Source organism: Mesorhizobium sp. M0518 (assembly GCF_040321125.1).
Classification (GTDB): Bacteria; Pseudomonadota; Alphaproteobacteria; order Rhizobiales; family Rhizobiaceae; genus Mesorhizobium.
On sequence record NZ_JAMYQY010000010.1, the window covers coordinates 20,862 to 37,522 of the forward strand.

At 62.7% G+C, this 16,661-nt stretch carries 18 protein-coding genes and 1 pseudogene; 13 read left to right on the top strand and 6 right to left on the bottom strand.

Annotated elements, in window-relative coordinates; all coding sequences use genetic code 11:
* Positions 1 to 69: 69 nt before the first annotated feature.
* From NKI66_RS16090 to NKI66_RS16130, 9 genes are all read left to right on the top strand, one after another.
* A complete protein-coding gene (locus tag NKI66_RS16090; protein WP_023813316.1) occupies positions 70 to 294 on the top strand; it encodes a hypothetical protein in 225 nt (74 codons plus the stop codon).
* A gap of 45 nt (positions 295 to 339) precedes the next feature.
* Entirely contained in the window at positions 340 to 2,823 is a 2,484-nt protein-coding gene (gene ligD / locus NKI66_RS16095; protein ID WP_023813317.1) for a DNA ligase D, read from the top strand.
* 237 nt (positions 2,824 to 3,060) lie between these two features.
* Complete coding sequence (gene ku, locus NKI66_RS16100) at positions 3,061 to 3,966, top strand: non-homologous end joining protein Ku (RefSeq protein WP_024501732.1); 906 nt, start codon at positions 3,061 to 3,063, stop codon at positions 3,964 to 3,966.
* Positions 3,963 to 5,078 (top strand): tetratricopeptide repeat protein, encoded by a 1,116-nt coding sequence (locus NKI66_RS16105; RefSeq protein ID WP_023813320.1) that lies wholly within the window; start codon positions 3,963 to 3,965, stop codon positions 5,076 to 5,078. Before ku ends, NKI66_RS16105 begins: the two co-directional genes overlap by 4 nt.
* 209 nt (positions 5,079 to 5,287) lie before the next feature.
* The gene (locus NKI66_RS16110) at positions 5,288 to 5,932 is read left to right on the top strand and encodes an alpha/beta hydrolase family protein (protein WP_023813321.1); all 645 of its coding nucleotides are present in this window, start codon (positions 5,288 to 5,290) and stop codon (positions 5,930 to 5,932) included.
* A gap of 4 nt (positions 5,933 to 5,936) precedes the next feature.
* Positions 5,937 to 6,707: an exodeoxyribonuclease III gene (locus NKI66_RS16115; protein ID WP_023813322.1), complete on the top strand. Its 771-nt coding sequence runs from the start codon at positions 5,937 to 5,939 to the stop codon at positions 6,705 to 6,707.
* Positions 6,708 to 6,898: 191 nt separating this feature from the next.
* Positions 6,899 to 8,095: a hypothetical protein gene (locus tag NKI66_RS16120; protein ID WP_023813323.1), complete on the top strand. Its 1,197-nt coding sequence runs from the start codon at positions 6,899 to 6,901 to the stop codon at positions 8,093 to 8,095.
* A 274-nt stretch (positions 8,096 to 8,369) separates the two neighbouring features.
* A complete protein-coding gene (locus NKI66_RS16125; RefSeq protein WP_245486366.1) occupies positions 8,370 to 8,549 on the top strand; it encodes a WD40 repeat domain-containing protein in 180 nt (59 codons plus the stop codon).
* Between the two features lie 5 nt (positions 8,550 to 8,554).
* A complete protein-coding gene (locus NKI66_RS16130) occupies positions 8,555 to 9,106 on the top strand; it encodes an isochorismatase family protein (protein WP_023813326.1) in 552 nt (183 codons plus the stop codon).
* Positions 9,107 to 9,372: 266 nt separating this feature from the next.
* On the opposite strand, the gene NKI66_RS16135 is transcribed toward NKI66_RS16130, so the two are convergent.
* From NKI66_RS16135 to NKI66_RS16145, 3 genes are all read right to left on the bottom strand, one after another.
* Positions 9,373 to 9,618: a hypothetical protein gene (locus NKI66_RS16135; RefSeq protein WP_031213628.1), complete on the bottom strand. Its 246-nt coding sequence runs from the start codon at positions 9,616 to 9,618 to the stop codon at positions 9,373 to 9,375.
* Between the two features lie 70 nt (positions 9,619 to 9,688).
* On the bottom strand, positions 9,689 to 9,988 hold the full coding sequence (locus NKI66_RS16140) for a DUF1236 domain-containing protein (protein ID WP_031213630.1): 300 nt from the start codon (positions 9,986 to 9,988) through the stop codon (positions 9,689 to 9,691).
* 1,785 nt (positions 9,989 to 11,773) lie between these two features.
* Positions 11,774 to 12,061 (bottom strand): hypothetical protein, encoded by a 288-nt coding sequence (locus NKI66_RS16145; RefSeq protein WP_023813332.1) that lies wholly within the window; start codon positions 12,059 to 12,061, stop codon positions 11,774 to 11,776.
* A gap of 14 nt (positions 12,062 to 12,075) precedes the next feature.
* Here NKI66_RS16145 and NKI66_RS16150 point away from each other — a divergent pair, with 14 nt between their 5' ends.
* From NKI66_RS16150 to NKI66_RS16160, 3 genes are all read left to right on the top strand, one after another.
* Positions 12,076 to 12,291, top strand: coding sequence for a hypothetical protein (locus tag NKI66_RS16150; RefSeq protein ID WP_023813333.1), 216 nt, complete (start codon positions 12,076 to 12,078; stop codon positions 12,289 to 12,291).
* Positions 12,292 to 12,394: 103 nt separating this feature from the next.
* Entirely contained in the window at positions 12,395 to 12,613 is a 219-nt protein-coding gene (locus NKI66_RS16155) for an exopolysaccharide production repressor protein (protein WP_245273286.1), read from the top strand.
* Between the two features lie 601 nt (positions 12,614 to 13,214).
* On the top strand, positions 13,215 to 13,517 hold the full coding sequence (locus tag NKI66_RS16160; protein ID WP_023813335.1) for a DUF1236 domain-containing protein: 303 nt from the start codon (positions 13,215 to 13,217) through the stop codon (positions 13,515 to 13,517).
* A gap of 87 nt (positions 13,518 to 13,604) precedes the next feature.
* Here NKI66_RS16160 and yghU read toward each other — a convergent pair whose 3' ends face one another.
* Positions 13,605 to 14,471, bottom strand: coding sequence for a glutathione-dependent disulfide-bond oxidoreductase (gene yghU, locus NKI66_RS16165; protein ID WP_023813336.1), 867 nt, complete (start codon positions 14,469 to 14,471; stop codon positions 13,605 to 13,607).
* Positions 14,472 to 14,666: 195 nt separating this feature from the next.
* On the opposite strand from yghU, the gene NKI66_RS16170 reads away from it, so the two are divergent.
* A complete protein-coding gene (locus tag NKI66_RS16170; RefSeq protein WP_013530631.1) occupies positions 14,667 to 15,572 on the top strand; it encodes a S1C family serine protease in 906 nt (301 codons plus the stop codon).
* An 87-nt stretch (positions 15,573 to 15,659) separates the two neighbouring features.
* On the opposite strand, the pseudogene NKI66_RS16175 reads toward NKI66_RS16170, so the two are convergent.
* Positions 15,660 to 15,812 (bottom strand): annotated as a pseudogene (locus tag NKI66_RS16175) (SDR family NAD(P)-dependent oxidoreductase); the annotation flags it as partial.
* A 111-nt stretch (positions 15,813 to 15,923) separates the two neighbouring features.
* The gene (locus NKI66_RS16180) at positions 15,924 to 16,535 is read right to left on the bottom strand and encodes a hypothetical protein (RefSeq protein WP_164893069.1); all 612 of its coding nucleotides are present in this window, start codon (positions 16,533 to 16,535) and stop codon (positions 15,924 to 15,926) included.
* Between the last annotated feature and the right edge of the window lie 126 nt (positions 16,536 to 16,661).

The window sequence follows — 16,661 nt, forward strand, 5'->3', positions numbered from 1 at the left end:
CCTTGACCCCAGTCGTCAGGCTGCCGGTAGCGGCCGCGTTTTGTGTCTGGGGCGACCGAGGGCAGTGTCATGTTCAGTCCCGTCACAGGTCAGAATTCCAAGCGCGCCGCGGTGCGCAAGGCGCTCGATCGTCACAAGGTCTACATCACCGCGCAGCGTTTTTCGGCAGGCACCTACCAGGCCCGGGTTCTGGTCGATGGCGAGGCCTATTGGGTCGACGAATTTCGGCTGAGCCAGCTGCAGCAAGGACTGTCGCCGGCAGAGCTCGAGTTGACGCCGGCCGCTGACGATTGAGAGCGTGACTGGCTTGTTCCTGGCCGCCGTGCTTCGATCCTGGCGATGACGACTCCACCAAAGCTCAAAGCCTATCGCGCCAAACGCGAATTCGCCAAGACGCCGGAACCGGTTGGCGGGCTCGTCAGCAGCAACGGCAACCGCTTCGTCGTCCACAAGCACCACGCCACCGCTGACCATTATGATCTGCGCCTGCAGGTCGGCGATGTTTTGAAGAGCTGGGCGGTGCCGCGCGGGCCTTCGCTCAATCCGGCCGACAAGAGGCTGGCGGTCGAGACCGAGGATCATCCGCTCGAATATATCGACTTTGAGGGTGTCATTCCCGAGGGCGAGTATGGCGGCGGGCCGATGATCGTCTGGGATACCGGCACATGGGCGCCGATGGACGACGTCGAAAAGAGCTTGCGAACCGGCGCCTTCAAGTTCCGGCTGGCCGGCGACAAGCTCAATGGCGGCTGGATGCTGACCCGGCTGAAGCCGAAACCCGGCGAAGACGAAAACAAGAAGAACTGGCTGCTGTTCAAGGAGCGCGACCTCGCCGCCGACACCGCGCTTGACATCCTCACGGCCCGGCCGGAAAGCGTCAAATCCGGATTGCGCATCGAGGAGCTGGCGGCGCCGGCGAAGCCCGCCACCAAACCCGCGCCCAGACAGGGATCGCTGAAGCCCGGCACGCTGCCGGGCGTGTTCAAGGCTCCCATGCTTGCCCGTATCGAGCCGCAACTGGCGACGCAGGTGCCAAAACCACCCGATGGCGACGACACCCAACAAGTCTGGCTGCACGAGATCAAATTCGACGGCTACCGCACCATGGCGCATCTCACTGGCGGCGTCGTCAAGCTGATCACCCGTGGCGGCATCGACTGGACGAAGCGCTATGGCGACCTGCCGCATGCGTTCGCGAAGCTGCCCTGCCGCGATGCCATCATCGACGGCGAGATCGTGGTGCTCGACGCCCGGGGCATCAGCCGCTTCGCGCTGCTGCAGGATGCGCTGGCCGAGGGCGCCGGCAGCAAGCTCCATTTTTACGCCTTCGATCTTCTCCACCTCGACGGCTGGGACCTGACCAAGGCGCCGCTGGTCCGGCGCAAGGCGCTGCTGGCGCAGATGCTGTCGGGCCTCGGCGCCAATTCCGCCATCCAGTTCTCCGACCATGTCGAAGGTTCAGGGCAGGGGCTCTACGACCAGGTGTCGGAACTTGGGCTGGAGGGTGTCGTCTCAAAGCGCGCCACGGCCATCTATCAGAGCGGCCGAACCAAAAGCTGGACCAAGACCAAGGCACTGCTGTCGGACGACTTCGTCATCGCCGGCTTCACCATCTCCGATGCGGCCGAAGGGCTGGCGGCGCTCGGCATGGCAGAGTTCGAGGGTGGTGAATTGCATTATCGCGGCAAGGTCGGCACCGGTTTCGATGCCGCCACCGCCGGTGAGTTGCTCGCCAGGCTGGAGCCGCTGCGGGAAGGCGCCACCCCGCCCGAGGGTGTCCCGCGCGAAATCATGCGCGAGATGAACTGGGTGCGGCCGCTGCTGTCGGCGCGCATTCATTACGCCAACCGCACCTCAGACAATGCGCTGCGCCACGGCGTCTTCTGTGGTTTGAGGGATGTCGGCCTGTCGACGCCGGTCTCGTCCAAACGCAAGCGGCTGATCGCCGAGGCCGACCTTGCCACAATCTGGGTGACCAACCCGACGCGCCGGCTGTTCGGCAAGACCGGCCCGACCAAGCTCGACATCGCGGTCTATTACGCGCTGGTCGGCGACTTCATGCTGCCGCACATCCTCGGCCGGCCGGTGTCGCTGGTGCGCTGCCCGACCGGCCTGCCGAAGGATTGCTTCTTCCAGCGGCACGCCTTCACCGGCATGCCGCCCTCAGTGGTGACATTCGAGGCGACGAATTCCGAGGGCGAGACCAAATCCTATCTCTCGGTCGAAGGCGCGAAAGGGTATCTGGCGCTGGCGCAGTTCGGCGTCGTCGAGTTCCACACCTGGGGCACCCACCGCACCAGCCTCGACAGGCCCGACCAGATCGTCCTCGACCTCGATCCGGGAGAAGGGATTTCATGGCGCGAGGTGGTCGAGGCCGCCGTGCACATCAAGGGCGAATTGGAGCGCCTGGGGCTGGTACCGTTCGCCAAGACCTCCGGCGGCAGCGGCATCCACATCACCGTGCCGGTGACGGGCGCGCAGAACTGGAAGAAGCTGCACCAGGCGACCAGCGCGATCGCCACGCATCTGGCGGCAACGGCGCCTGACACCTTCACCACCACCATGGGCAAGGACAACCGCAAGAAGCGCATCTTCATCGATTATCACCGCAATGCGCGCGGCCACACCTCGGCAGCACCTTACTCGCTGCGCGCCCGCACCAATCTGCCGGCCTCGACGCCGGTCAGTTGGAGCGACCTCGAATCCATCGATGCGCCGCAGGATCTGAACTATTCCTCCCTGCCGGGGCTGCTGGCGACGTCGGGCGATCCGTGGGCCGAGATCGACGAGTTCGCGCGGGATTTGCCGACCTTGAAGAACTAGGTTCCTCGGCCCCCATGAAATGGAGGAGAGCGTTGCGGGGCGAGGAACCCAACGCCATCGACGCTTCCGACAATTTGAATTATTCTCTCCGCCACGACCTCAAAGACGTGGCGGAAGATTTCGTCAGGGATTTGCCTGTATTGTGCGGGGTCGGTGTAGGATTTGCGCAGCCTCGTTCGTCCTTCGGACGAAAAGCGCTGCAGTGAATGTCAGTGCATGGCCGCGTAGGAGTGTTTCATGGCGCCCAGGGCAAGTTGGAAAGGTTACCTCAAACTCAGCCTCGTCAGCTGTCCGGTGCGGTTATATCCCGCCACCAGCGCCAGCGAGCGCATCTCGTTCAACCAACTGCATAAGAAGACCCACAACCGCATCAACATGAAACCGGTCGACCCCGAATTGGGGCTCGTCGAGCGTGCTGATCTGGTCAAGGGCTACGAATACGAGGACAAGCAGTACATCATCATAGATGATGCCGACCTCGATGCGGTGCGCATCGAATCCAATCACACGATGAACATCGAGGCCTTCGTGGACGAGGACGAGGTCGACGTCATCTATCAGGACGCGCCCTACTACATGGCGCCTGACGGCGCGATGGCGGAGGAGACCTTCGCCGTGCTGCGCGAAGCCATGCGCAAATCCGGCAAGCTGGCGATCGCACGCCTGGTGCTGTCGAGCCGCGAGCGGGTGGTGACGATCGGCGCGCGCGAGAACGGCATGTTCGTGTGCACCTTGAGGAATCCGAACGAAGTGCGTGGCACGGCTGAATATTTCGGCAACATCCCAGCCGGCAAGCCCGATCCCGAAATGCTGCAGCTCGCCGAAGCACTGATCAAGCAGAAGGAAACCACCTTCGATCCGAAGAACTATGAGGACCGCTACGAGGCGGCACTCATGACGATGATCCGCGAGAAGCTGAAAGGCCACAAGCCGATCATCGCGGCGGCACCCGAGCGCGGTAATGTCATCAATCTGATGGATGCGCTCAAGGCGAGCCTGTCGCAATCGAAGCCGCCGGCCAAGTCGAAAAGCAAGGCCGACGAGGTTGCCAAGCCCGCCGCGAAGAAGGCGGCAGCGGGTGGTGCTGCTGAAAATCCGTTGAAGGCCAATCTGCTGAAGGCGGTCGGCAAGAGCAAGAAATGACGGCACCGACCGGCGCTGTTTTTGGCACGATAGGCGCGCTGGCGGCTTTTCCGCTCAGGCTGGCTGCGCGGGAAGTGGAACGCCGACACGGCCAGCTGCGGCGCGGTATCACCAGGCGCACCACGCATGTCGTCTTCGGCCGGACACTGTTGGCCAAAGCCGGGCTCTCCAGGAACGGCGATGCCGAGATCGAGCGCCGTGTCGCCGCCGAGCGCGCGGCCGGGCGAACGCTGATCAGCGAGAACGGATTCCTGCGCCTTCTCGGACTGATGAAGACACCGGAAGCGTCTTCGCTGTCGCGGCAATCGCTGATCGATCAGTCGCGGCTATCAGGCTCCGACCTCGACCTGCTCGGCCTGTTCGATGCGTTCGAGCATGACGTTGAACCCTATTCCTTCCGCGACCTGATCCTGGCGCGCAAATATGCCGGGCTCATCGCCGGCGGCGCGACATGGGGGGCGATCGCGCGCTCCGTCCACCGCTCCGGCCCGGTGGCGTCGCTGACCGCCAAGTCGCTCAATGTCGGCTCGCAGCATGGGCGCGCCGATGCCATCTATCTCGAAGGCGGCCAGAGCGAACTCGATGGGCAGTTGCTGTTCGATCTCGGAACAGCCGGGGCAGAGGGTGACGACACGCTAGAGGAGTTGTTCGCCGAGGCGGAAGCGGCGGAGGAGCAGGGCGACAATGATGGGGCCGCCGCGCTCTACCAGCGCTGCCTGGCCATCGATCCGAGCGATGCGATTGCCGCCTTCAACCGCGCCAACTGCCTGCGCGCCGGCGGCCACGCGGCGGACGCCGCGCACGACTATATCAATGCGATAAAACTCGACCCGGCCTTCGTCGAGGCGTGGTTCAACCTGGCCGGACTGATGAGCGAGCAAGGTCGCGAAGCCTCGGCGCGAAGGCACCTGCAGAAAGCGATCGCGCTCGACAAGACCTATGCCGATCCGGTGTTCAATCTGGCCCGGCTGGAATTCGACGCCGGCAATCTGCTGGAGGCGCGCCGGCTATGGGCGCGGTATCTCGAACTCGACGCGGAGTCCGAATGGGCACGGGTTGCAGCCAAGGGCGTGCAGTTCGTGGATCTGCAGCTGGCGCGGGCGGCGGGGTGAGTGATGCTGGCGCTTGAACACCCCCCTCTGGCCTACCGGCCATCTCCCCCGCAAGGGGGGAGATCGGAAGCTTGGGCGTCCCGCTCCTTCTTGCAAAGTGGGAGATTGGCGAAAGCGGTTGAGCGCGCAATCTCCCCCCTTGCGGGGGAGATGTCCGGCAGGACAGAGGGGGGTGTGACGGAACTCGACCTCTCCAGCGAGACCGCCCCATGACCGCCTTCCTCTTCGACGGTCCCGACACCGCGCCCACCACCATTCTGCTCGCCCACGGCGCCGGTGCGTCGATGGATTCGCCCTCGATGACCGCCACCGCCAAGGCGCTGGCCGCGGCCGGCTTCCAGGTCGCGCGCTTTGAATTCCACTATATGGCCGCGCGCCGCTACGGCCACCGCAAGCCACCGCCGCGGGCCGAGACGGTCAACCCGGAATATATCAAGGCGATAGCCGACCTCAGGGCAAAGGGCGTGACGGGACCGCTGATCATCGGCGGCAAGTCGATGGGCGGGCGCGTCGCCTCCATGATCGCCGACGAGATGTTTGCCAAGGGCGAGATTTCAGGGCTGGTCTGCCTCGGCTATCCCTTCCATCCGCCGGCCAAGCCCGAGCAATTGCGGACAAAACACCTCGCCGGGTTGAAGACGCCGACGCTGATCTTCCAGGGCACGCGCGACGAGTTCGGCACCAGGGACGGGGTTGCGACTTATGGCCTTTCCGACCGCATCGAGATTATCTGGCTGGAGGATGGCGACCATGATCTCAAGCCACGCAAGAGCATCTCGGGATTTTCGGCGGCCGACCATCTGAAGACGCTGGCCGAGACGGTGAAGGCGTGGTCGGGTCGGATCGCTTCCTGAAGCGATGAAGATCGCCTCCTTCAACATCAACAACATCAACAGCCGGCTTGAAAATTTGCTGGCTTGGCTGGCTGCGGCAAAACCCGATGTCGTCTGCCTGCAGGAACTGAAGGCGCGCGACATGCAGTTTCCGCGCTCGGCATTGGCGGCGGCCGGCTATGGCGCGGTGTGGAAGGGCGAGCCGACGTGGAACGGTGTTGCCATCCTGGCGCGGGGTGCCGAGCCAGTGCTGACCCGCGATGCCTTGCCCGGCGACGATGCCGACAGGCAGAGCCGCTATATCGAGGCGGCGGTGAACGGCATCATCGTCGCTTGTCTCTATGCGCCGAACGGCAATCCTCAGCCCGGCCCGAAATTCGCCTACAAACTCGCCTGGCACGCGCGGCTGGAGGTGCATGCCGAACAGTTGCTCGACACCGGCCTGCCGGTGGTGCTGGCCGGCGACTACAACATCGTGCCCGAGCCGCGCGATATCTACCCCACCCGCTCCTATGAGGACAACGCGCTGGTGCAGCCGGAAAGCCGGGCGTCGTTCCAGCGCCTGCTCGACCAGGGTTGGCTTGATGCCCTGCGCAAGAAGCATCCGAAGGAAACGCTCTACACATTCTGGGACTATCGCCGCAACCGCTGGCCGCGCGATGCGGGCCTCCGGCTCGATCACATCCTGCTGTCGAAGAAACTGGCACGCCGCCTGACCGTTGCCGGCATCGACCGCGACGTGCGCGGCGAGGACGGCGCCAGCGACCATGCGCCGGTGTGGGTGGAATTGAAGTAAGGCGACTGCTTTCATGCGTCGCGCTTGAACGGATTCCTGCAACGCGCTTTAAGTCTTTGTCTCGATGCATGTCGCTGTCCCAAATCCGGGTTCGCTTTTGGCCGACATGCAATAACCTGTCGGCAAGTAGCCCAACGCAGCCGGATCGCCCGTGAACGCAATCCCCCATGAGATTTGTGAAGCGAGGCTCCATGCCTGACTTGGGCGCTGTCCAGATACTGGCCGCCGCCATTGTGGTGCTTGCGGCTGCTGTCGCGTCCTGGCTGCTGTGGCGGAAGCGCAGCCGTCGCAAGGGACGGCGGCTAACCAATCCGGCTGCCGACTATGCCGTCCGTACCGATTGGAACGCCCGCGGGGGTATGCTCAATTACTCGTCCTTCGTCTATTTCGATGTCGATCGCGACGGCAAATACGGCGCCGGAGACCGGCCGATGGCCGGGATCATGGTGCGGCTGTATGACGAAGCCGGCAAGCTCGCCGCGTCCGCGCGCACCAACAATGCCGGCTTTGCCAACTTTCCCATGTCGGTGAAAAGCAGAAAGGCAGTGATCCGCAAGCCGGGCAACTGGCGCTTTGTGGTTTCGGTGCCGCCCGGCTGGCAGGCGAAAAGCGAAAATGACATTCAGTCCCGACACTTCCTGCCGCTGCCGGGTTCGCCGGCCGGGATGGTATCGCAGGAGATGCTGCTGCCTGTCGGTCTGGCACCGCCGCGCCGCGTCAGCGGGCGCGTCGCCGGCGATGGACCAGCGACCCTCTCCGTGTCGGGGAATGGGTACGTCCTGGAGACGCGGGCACTGGCGCCGGGTGCCGTCTTCAGCTTCGACCTGGCTGAAGAAGCCGACACGGTCAGCGTCAGCGGCGGCGGCTTGGCGCGGCGGCTGACGCTATCGCCCTACTCGGCGGATCTCGGCCTGCTGTCGCCGCAACGCGCCGGCATCGACACTGATGCCGCCCTCGAAACGATCGATTTCGACGATGTGACGTCGCGCAGCCTCAGGAAAATTCCGGCTGGCCATGCCGGATTGGCGTGGCGCAACCTGAATGCGATGGCCCGCGACTTCACCAAGGACAGCCAGGGCTATGTCAATGGTAATGTTTCCGGCGACCATGTGCTCTACACCAGCAGCGGGCTGCCGGCCGAATTCAGCTGCGAACGGCCGTTCGGCTTTCACTCGGTCATGCTGAGCGCCGCCTGGCTGGCGTCGGAAGGGGAGGTGGCGCTGATCGAAAGCTGGCTTGGCGAGCAGCTGATTGCAAGCGACGAGGTCACGCTGTCGGCGCTAACGCCGCTGCACTACGCTCCAATGCTCAAAGCTGTAACGCGTGTTCGCCTGTCGACGAAGCACTATTGGCAAATGGTGTTGGACGACCTGATCCTGGTGCGTTGAGGTTTGGACGCGCCAGGAGCAGGTGGCGCTGAAATTATTGCGGTGTCGGCAACGAGGAGCCGTTGGCCGCAGTGACCGCCGACAACCGGCCTTTTTTCAAGAACGATGGCTTCACATAGATTTTTTTCATATCAGACTCTCCTAAAATCCCGATCCGATGATGCCAGACTGCGGCCATCTGTCAACCATGCGGGCTGAAATCGGCAAACTGCAATAAATCCAAGGAGGCGCGGCAAGGCGCCCGCCCTCCAATAGCGGCAACCGGATCGCAATGTTGGACAGCCAGACCGGCCCGATTTATGCGGTGGCCTTCGCCGCCGACGGCGCGGTGCTGACCGGCGGCAACGACCGCACCATCCGCGACTGCCGGCCACCGGCGGCGACGGCGTGGTGCTGTTTGCCGGCGCGCCGGAATGAGCGAAATCTTGATCACCCTGTCCGCCGTGCTATGTAAAACCCATGCCAGCACCCAGCCTCCCAGACAATGCGCCGCTCATCGTCATCGATCTCCAGACCGGCATGTTCGACGGTGTGCACGAGCAGCCGATCCATGATGCGCCTGATATTGTCGAGCGCACCAAGGCGGTGATCGATTGGGCGCGGCGCGGCGGGCGCAAGGTCGCTTTTATCAGGCATGACGGACCCGATGGCGACCCGTTGGCACCGGATGAGCTGGGCTGGCCGGTTTGGCCCGCGCTCGGCCAAGCGGCGGACGAGCCGACCTTTGCCAAATCCGTTCGCGATGCTTTCAGCAATCCTGCCTTCGGCGACTGGCTTGCCGGTCAGGGTGCGAGTGCTGTCGTGCTCTTGGGCGCACAGACCGATTTTTGCGTGGCCGCGACGGTCAAGGGCGCCATCGCCAGAGGGCTCGGCGTGACCGTGGTCTCCGATGTGCACAGCACGCTGGACAATGCCAGCGAGAGTGCCGAGCAGGTCATCCTCAGGCACAATGGCGAATTCGCCGAGGCCGGCGTCAATCTGGTGACCACAAAGGCGCTTGTCGGCGGCTGAAGCCCGACCGTCGCCGCAGCGCGCATTATCAGGCGGGCCGGCTTGAGGACTTCGCGAGAGAAGACAGGCGGCTGCCGTGGTCGACGCGGACGGGGGGGCGCATTGTTGGGATGGCTCGGGCGCCCGCGTCAACCAGGGCGGCTCGTACCGCCGCATTAGCAACATTGCACATTGCGGGCCGCTCGAAACTTCCGCGAAAGCGGAATAGGCCGGAGCAAAAGTGCGGATTCGGCTGAGACTTTCGGCGCGCTTTCCCGGTCAGGGAGTCAAAAAGTCTGCTGGCTTGTCGGGATGTCGCTCAGGGCGTTTGCCGGGTCCTGCACCGGATCGGCGAGGAACGATGCCGCAATCAGGTCGTCGGCATCGATCCGACCATGACGATCTTCCATGATGGCCGCGACCTTTTGAAAGGTTTTCATTTCGGCATCCGTCACCCGCGCATCACGCATCCTGGCTTGGAGATCGGCCAGGCGAACGCCCAAAGCAGGGGATGTCACAGCTTTGCTTGTCATCTTCACTCGTCCTGATTGGAAGCTGGGCAACCCGCCGCCATGGCTGGCGGCGGGTTGGACAGTTCGAAATTCAATCGTAGACCTTGATGATCTTGCGGGTGCCCGGATCCACCAGGACGGTGCGGTTGTCGACCACCACGTAGCGGTATTTGACATCGGGGATCTCATGAAGTTCGACCGTGTCCGGCAACGCGCTACCAATATTCAGTTCCACACCGGGAACCTTGACCGAAGCGAGAGGCTGCTTCTTCACATACTCGCGGATGACCGTGTCCTGTTCAGGCTGAATGACAACGTCCTGAGCGGCAACGGCGCCGACACCAGCCAACAGCAATAGCGCCGCTGCGGCGCCCGTTAGGTGCATTTTCATACCGTTTCTCCTTGCGAGTCAGCATGACAGGATCGTTCAACGCTGACGGCAACTGAACTTGAGCCAAATGAAAATGTTCCTCCGCTGGGGCTTCGGTCGGGTGAGACGTGCGACTTAAGTCTGGTCTGCGAGCGCATTGGTCTTACCGACGGGAACGGCTCTCTGTTCATGGCTGTTTGTCTCCCGGAATTCGGAGAGACAGATGGACAAAAGTGTTGGCCAAGCGCGCTGGTTGCTCGCACCGATTTTCGCGACAGCTGTCACCTTTCTGGTGATGGGGATAGTCCTTGGCTGACATGTCGTCGATCGGCGCAGCAACGTCCCTTCCTGCGCTGATAGGATTCGCAAGCCGCTTCGGCGGCTGGCGAATCCTCTATTTTCACCATGCGCCGGCCTGCTCATTCGGCAGCCGAGCGCTTCGTTCAGCTTATGCAACGTTGGGAGGTTACTATGGATCGGCGATCCTTCTTGACGGCGATGTTTGGCATTGCCGGGGCCGCGGCCCTTGCAGGGGCAATTCGCCCGATCGAGGCAGCGGCCGGTGTTCCAAGCGCTGGAAACGGCATTCTCGATGAAATTGAGGCAGAGGCCCTCGACGACGAAGGTGCACATGCGGAGGTGCAGCCGGTCGACCATCGACGCTGGGATCGGGGCTGGGATCGGGACTGGGATCGGGATCGGGGCTGGCGCCGGCGCCGGCACGGGCGGCGTTGGAGACGGGTCTGCCGCAGTTACTGGCGGCATGGTCGCCGTCGCGTCCGGTGCTATCGCAGACGTGGCCCTTCGGTCGTCCTTCGATTTTAGCAGCTAGCCTGCACGTCCTAGCGATTTGATCAGTGCGATGGGCTCGGCGTCCGCATCTTTCCTGCGGCTGCCGAGCCGGAGGCTGTTTGTCGAGGCTGAAGCTATACGTGGCGAACGGCGCGAAGATGAATCCGCGCCACACAAAGGCGAAGACGGCAAGGCGAGGACAAGAAATGGCCCGGCAGCCAGGTGCAAAGGGAGGACGCCGGGCCAGCCGACTTCTGGCGGTCGTCGGCCATCGCTACATTAGATATATCTAATGTTAATGCAAGCAACCCAAAACTTCTCCGATGGACAAAACACCGTCCGAAGCTGTCCGTTTCGCTGCATGATCACCAGCACGGCCGCCGCACTGCAGACAGCGGCAATGGCGGATCTTCCTGGCCTAAGTCTGGAGGACTTGCGCGGCGGCAATCTCGCTATGGCTCAGCAGTAGCTCGTTCAGTTTGCCGCTTTGCTATCGGCCGCGTGTATCGATCGAGCGGGCGGGGAAGACAGGGCACGTTGATCCGCAGGCTGCTCACTGAAGTAAAGTGAACTGCCGAGTAGAAGGAACACGATGCCCACCGCCGTTAATCCAACCATGAGCACGGCGATCGCCGTTCCTGGGCCATGGCCCGTCTTGATGATGGTGGATCGGTGGGGCATCGCGCTGTTCTCCAGGCATGGCACCCGGCGGGGCCGCTTTCGACAAACGACGAACACGGCCCCGATGTTCCCTCGTTGGAAGCTTCAATCGGTCACGTCGGGCTTTTGCTTTTTCCTGTAGGACCAAGGTCTTATCCGTCGTGCGCAAAAGTCCAAGGGGCCTTGTTCAGTTCCGATAATGTCCCTTGGATGTTCCGCTATTTTAGGTAAATCTGATATAATGCCTAGGCGGAAAACTTAGCCGGCCAAGCACATTTTCCCGCGAACCGGGCATGGAAAATGTGGCTTTGGCAAGTTCAACAACAGGCAGTCATGTCTCGGGCGACGAATGGCTCACGTCTCGTCGAATCGGCCCTCGCGGGTCTGATCGCGCGTGATCGCGGCTTCTTCCTCATCATCGGGAAGGGCATCGTCGCTGTCCTGGTACGCGTTATCGTCGTCCTCGTCGGGCAGATCGCCGTCTTTTTCGACGCCGTAACGCATGTCGCCGTTTTCCGGCACGGACTCTGGCAGGATCTCGCCGCCCTTGATCGCATCCCAATCCTGCTGCTCGATGGTAGGCCCATCCGCCTGCGGTGCGTCATCTTCGATGTCGGCGCTTGGTTTGTTGCGCGGTGCCATGCCGGCCTCCTTCCTTGAAAAAACTGGAGGCGAAACTCGGCGTGCCGGCATTTGTTCCCCTGCTCGAAGTGCAAAGAGCGGGCGTGCTTCTGGATTTTCGACGGCTGGCGCGTCAGCCCAGCCCCGCCGGCACCGCCGCCGCGCGCCGGATCGCCACCGTTGCCAAGTCGCCGCGCAATGGAAAGCGCGCAGTGGCGATCGGCCGCTTACTTGCGAAGTTGCTAAAATAATGAAATGTTGTTCGCGGGAAATGGGATGAGCAGGGACTGGTTGGAACCGGCGCGGTTTCGGCGGTTTGGGGAAACCATGTATTTTGGGCAGTTTCTCGTAGGAATGTCAGCCACGGCTCTCATTGTCGCGGTGTGGACCTATATGGTCACCGGCTCTTTCTGGGAGGCATTTGCCTGGACGATAGCGACGCTGCTTGTCCTGCAGGTCGGCTACTTCGTGCTCATCATGAGGCTGATCTTCAGGCGCTCGCACGATATCGTGCCGAGCCAGGATCCGGTAGACGCCTTCCCGCCATTGCATCGCGACGGTGTCCAGCTTTGAGACCGGCTGGCCAGGATCACTCGCGCGTGTGCGCCCGGGCAAATTCGGGGAACCTCGCCCACAGCGCGATCACGGTGTTTGGTCACTGAGAGACAGCGTTGTCTGGGCATAGCCCTGCTGGAGGTTTCGGCACAGCGTATCGTGGGAACATTTCGGCGTCGTCGTGGGAACATGATGCATGCGCGACCGGCTTCGCATGGCTCAGGCCGTCAGGTGGAACAAGTGATCATGCTTCGCGTCCTCTAGCAGTACCGGTGAGGTTGCCACCTCTATCGGCACTGCCATGGCTCGCTCTGCTCCCGGCGGGGCGAGTCTTTTTCGTGCTCCCATCGTCGAGATAGAGGACGCGAGGCTGATTTGACGCGGCGACAACAGGTGCTTCGCCAATTCGGCTGCAGAAGGGATTTTTCGTCTTCTAATGTCCGTACACATTTGTGCAAGTTTTCAAGCATTTCCGCGCTGTCTGCCGCATGCTTGATCAGCAACAAATTAATATCCTGGCTGCAAACATAACATCTTCAATTCTGAAGTTGGATGGAACCACATGGCAGCGGTGGAGTTTTTATGGAGGGCGGAATTCAATTGTCACTAGGAGACGGTCATGAAACTTTATCTTACAAGCGCGGCGGCTGCCATCGTCCTGACGGGCGGCATTGGTGCGGCGCTGGCGGAGAGCGTCGTCGTCGTCCAGCCGCAGCAGGAGACGGTCGTTCGCGAATACATCAAGAGGGAACCGCTTGCCTCGGTGAACCTTCTGGGGGTCGAACTCAAGCTCGGCTCGTCGGTACCGGACACTGTCGAACTGCGTGAAGTGCCCGACGTCAAATACCGCGTCGCGGTGATCAATGACCAGACGGTCCTCGTCGACCCGGAGACCCGCCAGATCGTTGAAGTGCTGCACTAAGGGGTTCCCGCAGCACTGGACCTTGGGAAAAACCCGCCCCGACGTCGCGTCGGTGGCGGGTTTCCTTTTGTCGCGATCCGCGATGGCCTATTCGGCGGCCAGTCTATCCTGCGTCTTGGTCTCGAAATCGCTGGCGTCGTGGCGCTCATGCAGTTGCATGGCAGGCTCGCCGAAAGCGCGGTTGACCATGCGGCCGCGCTTGACCGCCGGTCGGGCGTCGATCGCCTTGGCCCAGCGTTGCACATGTGCGTATTCCTGCACGGATAGGAACTCGGCGGAATCATTGTACATGCGTCCGAGCGCCAGCCCGCCATACCAGGGCCACACGGCCATATCGGCGATGGAATAGTCCTTGCCGCCGAGATATTCAGTCTCGGCCAGCCGGCGGTCGAGCACATCCATCTGGCGTTTCACCTCCATCGAGAAGCGGTCGATGGCATATTCGAACTTTTCCGGCGCATAGGCGTAGAAATGGCCGAAGCCGCCGCCCAGATACGGCGCCGAGCCCATCTGCCAGAACAGCCAGGACAGCACTTCGGCGCGCGCCGGCTGTTCGGTAGGCAGGAATTCGCCGAACTTTTCGGCGAGATAGACCAGGATCGAACCGGATTCGAAGATGCGCACCGGCGTCTTGCCGCTGCGGTCCATCAGGGCCGGGATCTTGGAGTTGGGATTGACCTCGACGAAGCCGCTGCCGAACTGGTCGCCATCGTTGATCCGGATCAGCCAGGCATCGTATTCAGCGCCCTTGTGGCCGCGCGCCAGAAGCTCTTCCAGCATGACGGTGACCTTGACGCCGTTCGGCGTCGCCAGCGAATAGAGCTGCAACGGATGCTTGCCGACGGGCAGTTCCTTGTCTTGCGTCGGCCCGGCGATCGGCCGGTTGATGCTGGCAAAGGCTCCGCCGCTCGGCTTGTTCCAGGTCCATACTTTCGGCGGTGTGTAGTCGGTCATTTCGTGGCCTCGTGTCGGGGAAGGATGGCAGGTCGCCATAAACTAGGGCTGCGGATGTGTAAGTTCAACTTGCGTTGAACTATTATCGATGCCCGCATTGCCAACATCGGCAATTGGGCACTTCCTCACCCTTGCGCCTTCTCCTGCGTGGCATACCTATAGAAGATGTCACCAAAGCCCACCCAGGACAGAAGCATGACCATCAATCCCAATCCGCGCTCGGTCGTCGCCGTGCGGGCCACTGTCCCCGAAGATGCCTTTACGGCCGGGGCGCTCGGCACGCTCAGGGAAGGCAGCGGCGTCGTCATTCGCAACGACGGGCTGGTGCTGACCATCGGCTATCTCATCACGGAGGCGGAAGAAGTCTGGCTGACCAGTCATGACGGCCGCGTCATCCCCGCGCACGCGCTGGCCTACGACCAGGAATCGGGCTTCGGCCTGGTGCAGGCGCTGGCGCCGCTCGGCCTGCCGGCGGTGGCGCTGGGCGATGCCGGCAAGGCCAGGATCGGTGACGCCGTCGTGCTGGCCGACGGTATCGGTCAGTCTGTGCAGGCCAGGATCGTGACCAAGCAGGAATTCGCCGGCTATTGGGAATATCTGCTCGACGAGGCGATCTTCATTGCACCGGCGCACCCGTCCTGGGGCGGTGCCGGGCTGTTCGGCGCTGACGGCTCGCTGCTCGGCATCGGTTCGCTGCGCCTGCAGATGAGCCGCAACGGCGAGGTCGCCGATATCAACATGGTGGTGCCGATCGATCTTTTGCCGCCCATTCTCGACGACCTCCTGACACGCGGCCAGGTGGCCAAGCCGCCGCGCCCGTGGCTCGGCGCCCTGTCGGCCGAAAGCGACGGCAGAGTGGTGGTGATGAGCGTGACCGAGGGCGGCCCGGCGGCCAAGGCCGGCCTGCGCCAAGGCGACATCATCTCCGACATCCGGGACGGCGCGGTCGACGGGCTGGCCGATTTCTATCGCAAGCTGTGGGAGAGCGGCTCGGCGGGGGCCGAGATTCCAATGCGGGTGTTGCGCGACGGCCGCGAAACCTGGCTGCGCGTCAAATCGGCCGACCGCGGCAGTTTTCTGAAAAAGCCGCAACTGCAGTAGACGCGTCGATGGCGTCGGCGATGTCATCGGGTTGCCAATTCGCCCGACGGGCAGCCGCTCGGCCATCGCGGCCAGGGCCTCGGCGGGATTGCCAAGCGCCTGGCGCGCCTGCCGCAGCCGGTTCTCGCCGCGCCCGGCGATGATCACCTCGGCGCCGGCCTCGACGCAGCGCCGGGCCAGCGCCAGACCCATGCCAGAGCCGCCACCGACGATCAGGATTTTCTCATTTGAAATGCTCATTCGCTCTGCCTTTGCTTGGATGGAGAAGGGCAGGGAATTGGCAGTTCGGTACGGCAAGTGAAAACGGAAGAAACCGATAGCGCTATCGGAAGCGCCGATGATGCAGGGCGATCAGTTGCCGCAAGCGGTGAAGGCGGTGCCCGGGTTCCAGTCCTTGAAGGCGATGGTCTGGCCTTCGACCGAGACGGTCTTGTGCTTGGTGCTGCCGTCCGGCTGCTTTTCGCTGCCGGTGCCTTTGCCGGTCAGGACATTGTACTCGCAGGCGCTTTCGGCATTCTCCTTCAAATAGTCATCATGGTCATAGGCGAAGCCGGCGACGATGAAGGCAGCGTCGCGCCAGGCGATGGTCAGCGTCATGTCGGTCCGTTCGCTGCCGACCGGCATCGCCGGCAGGTAGAATTTGATCGAACCGTTGGGCAGCATCGTCAGTTCCGGCTCGGTGTCGGAGTTCTCGTAACCCGGCCGGTCGTAGCCGTTCCATTCCCCGTGGATCTGCTCGTGCACGGTTTCGACGGGCTTGAGGTAATTGTGCTCCTTGTCCCTGAGGAAGAAGTGGACATCCATCGGGTGGCCGGGCTCGGTCTCCACCACCATGGCGAGATCGACGGCGCCGTCGCCGTTGAAGTCCCCGGTCACCGCTGTGATGATCTTCCGGGTTTCGATTGGCTCGGCGAGGGCGGCCGTGGGGAGAGACAACACAAAGGCGAGCAACAGAGATTTCATGGCATATTCCCCCGGGAGCGAGATGGCGTGCCCGAGCACGAGCATGGCAGGTATTCCGAAATTTCATACAGCGGGGCCGGGAGAAAAATGTTCAGGTCGAGGGGCGCGAAGGAACGCCGTAGGCGC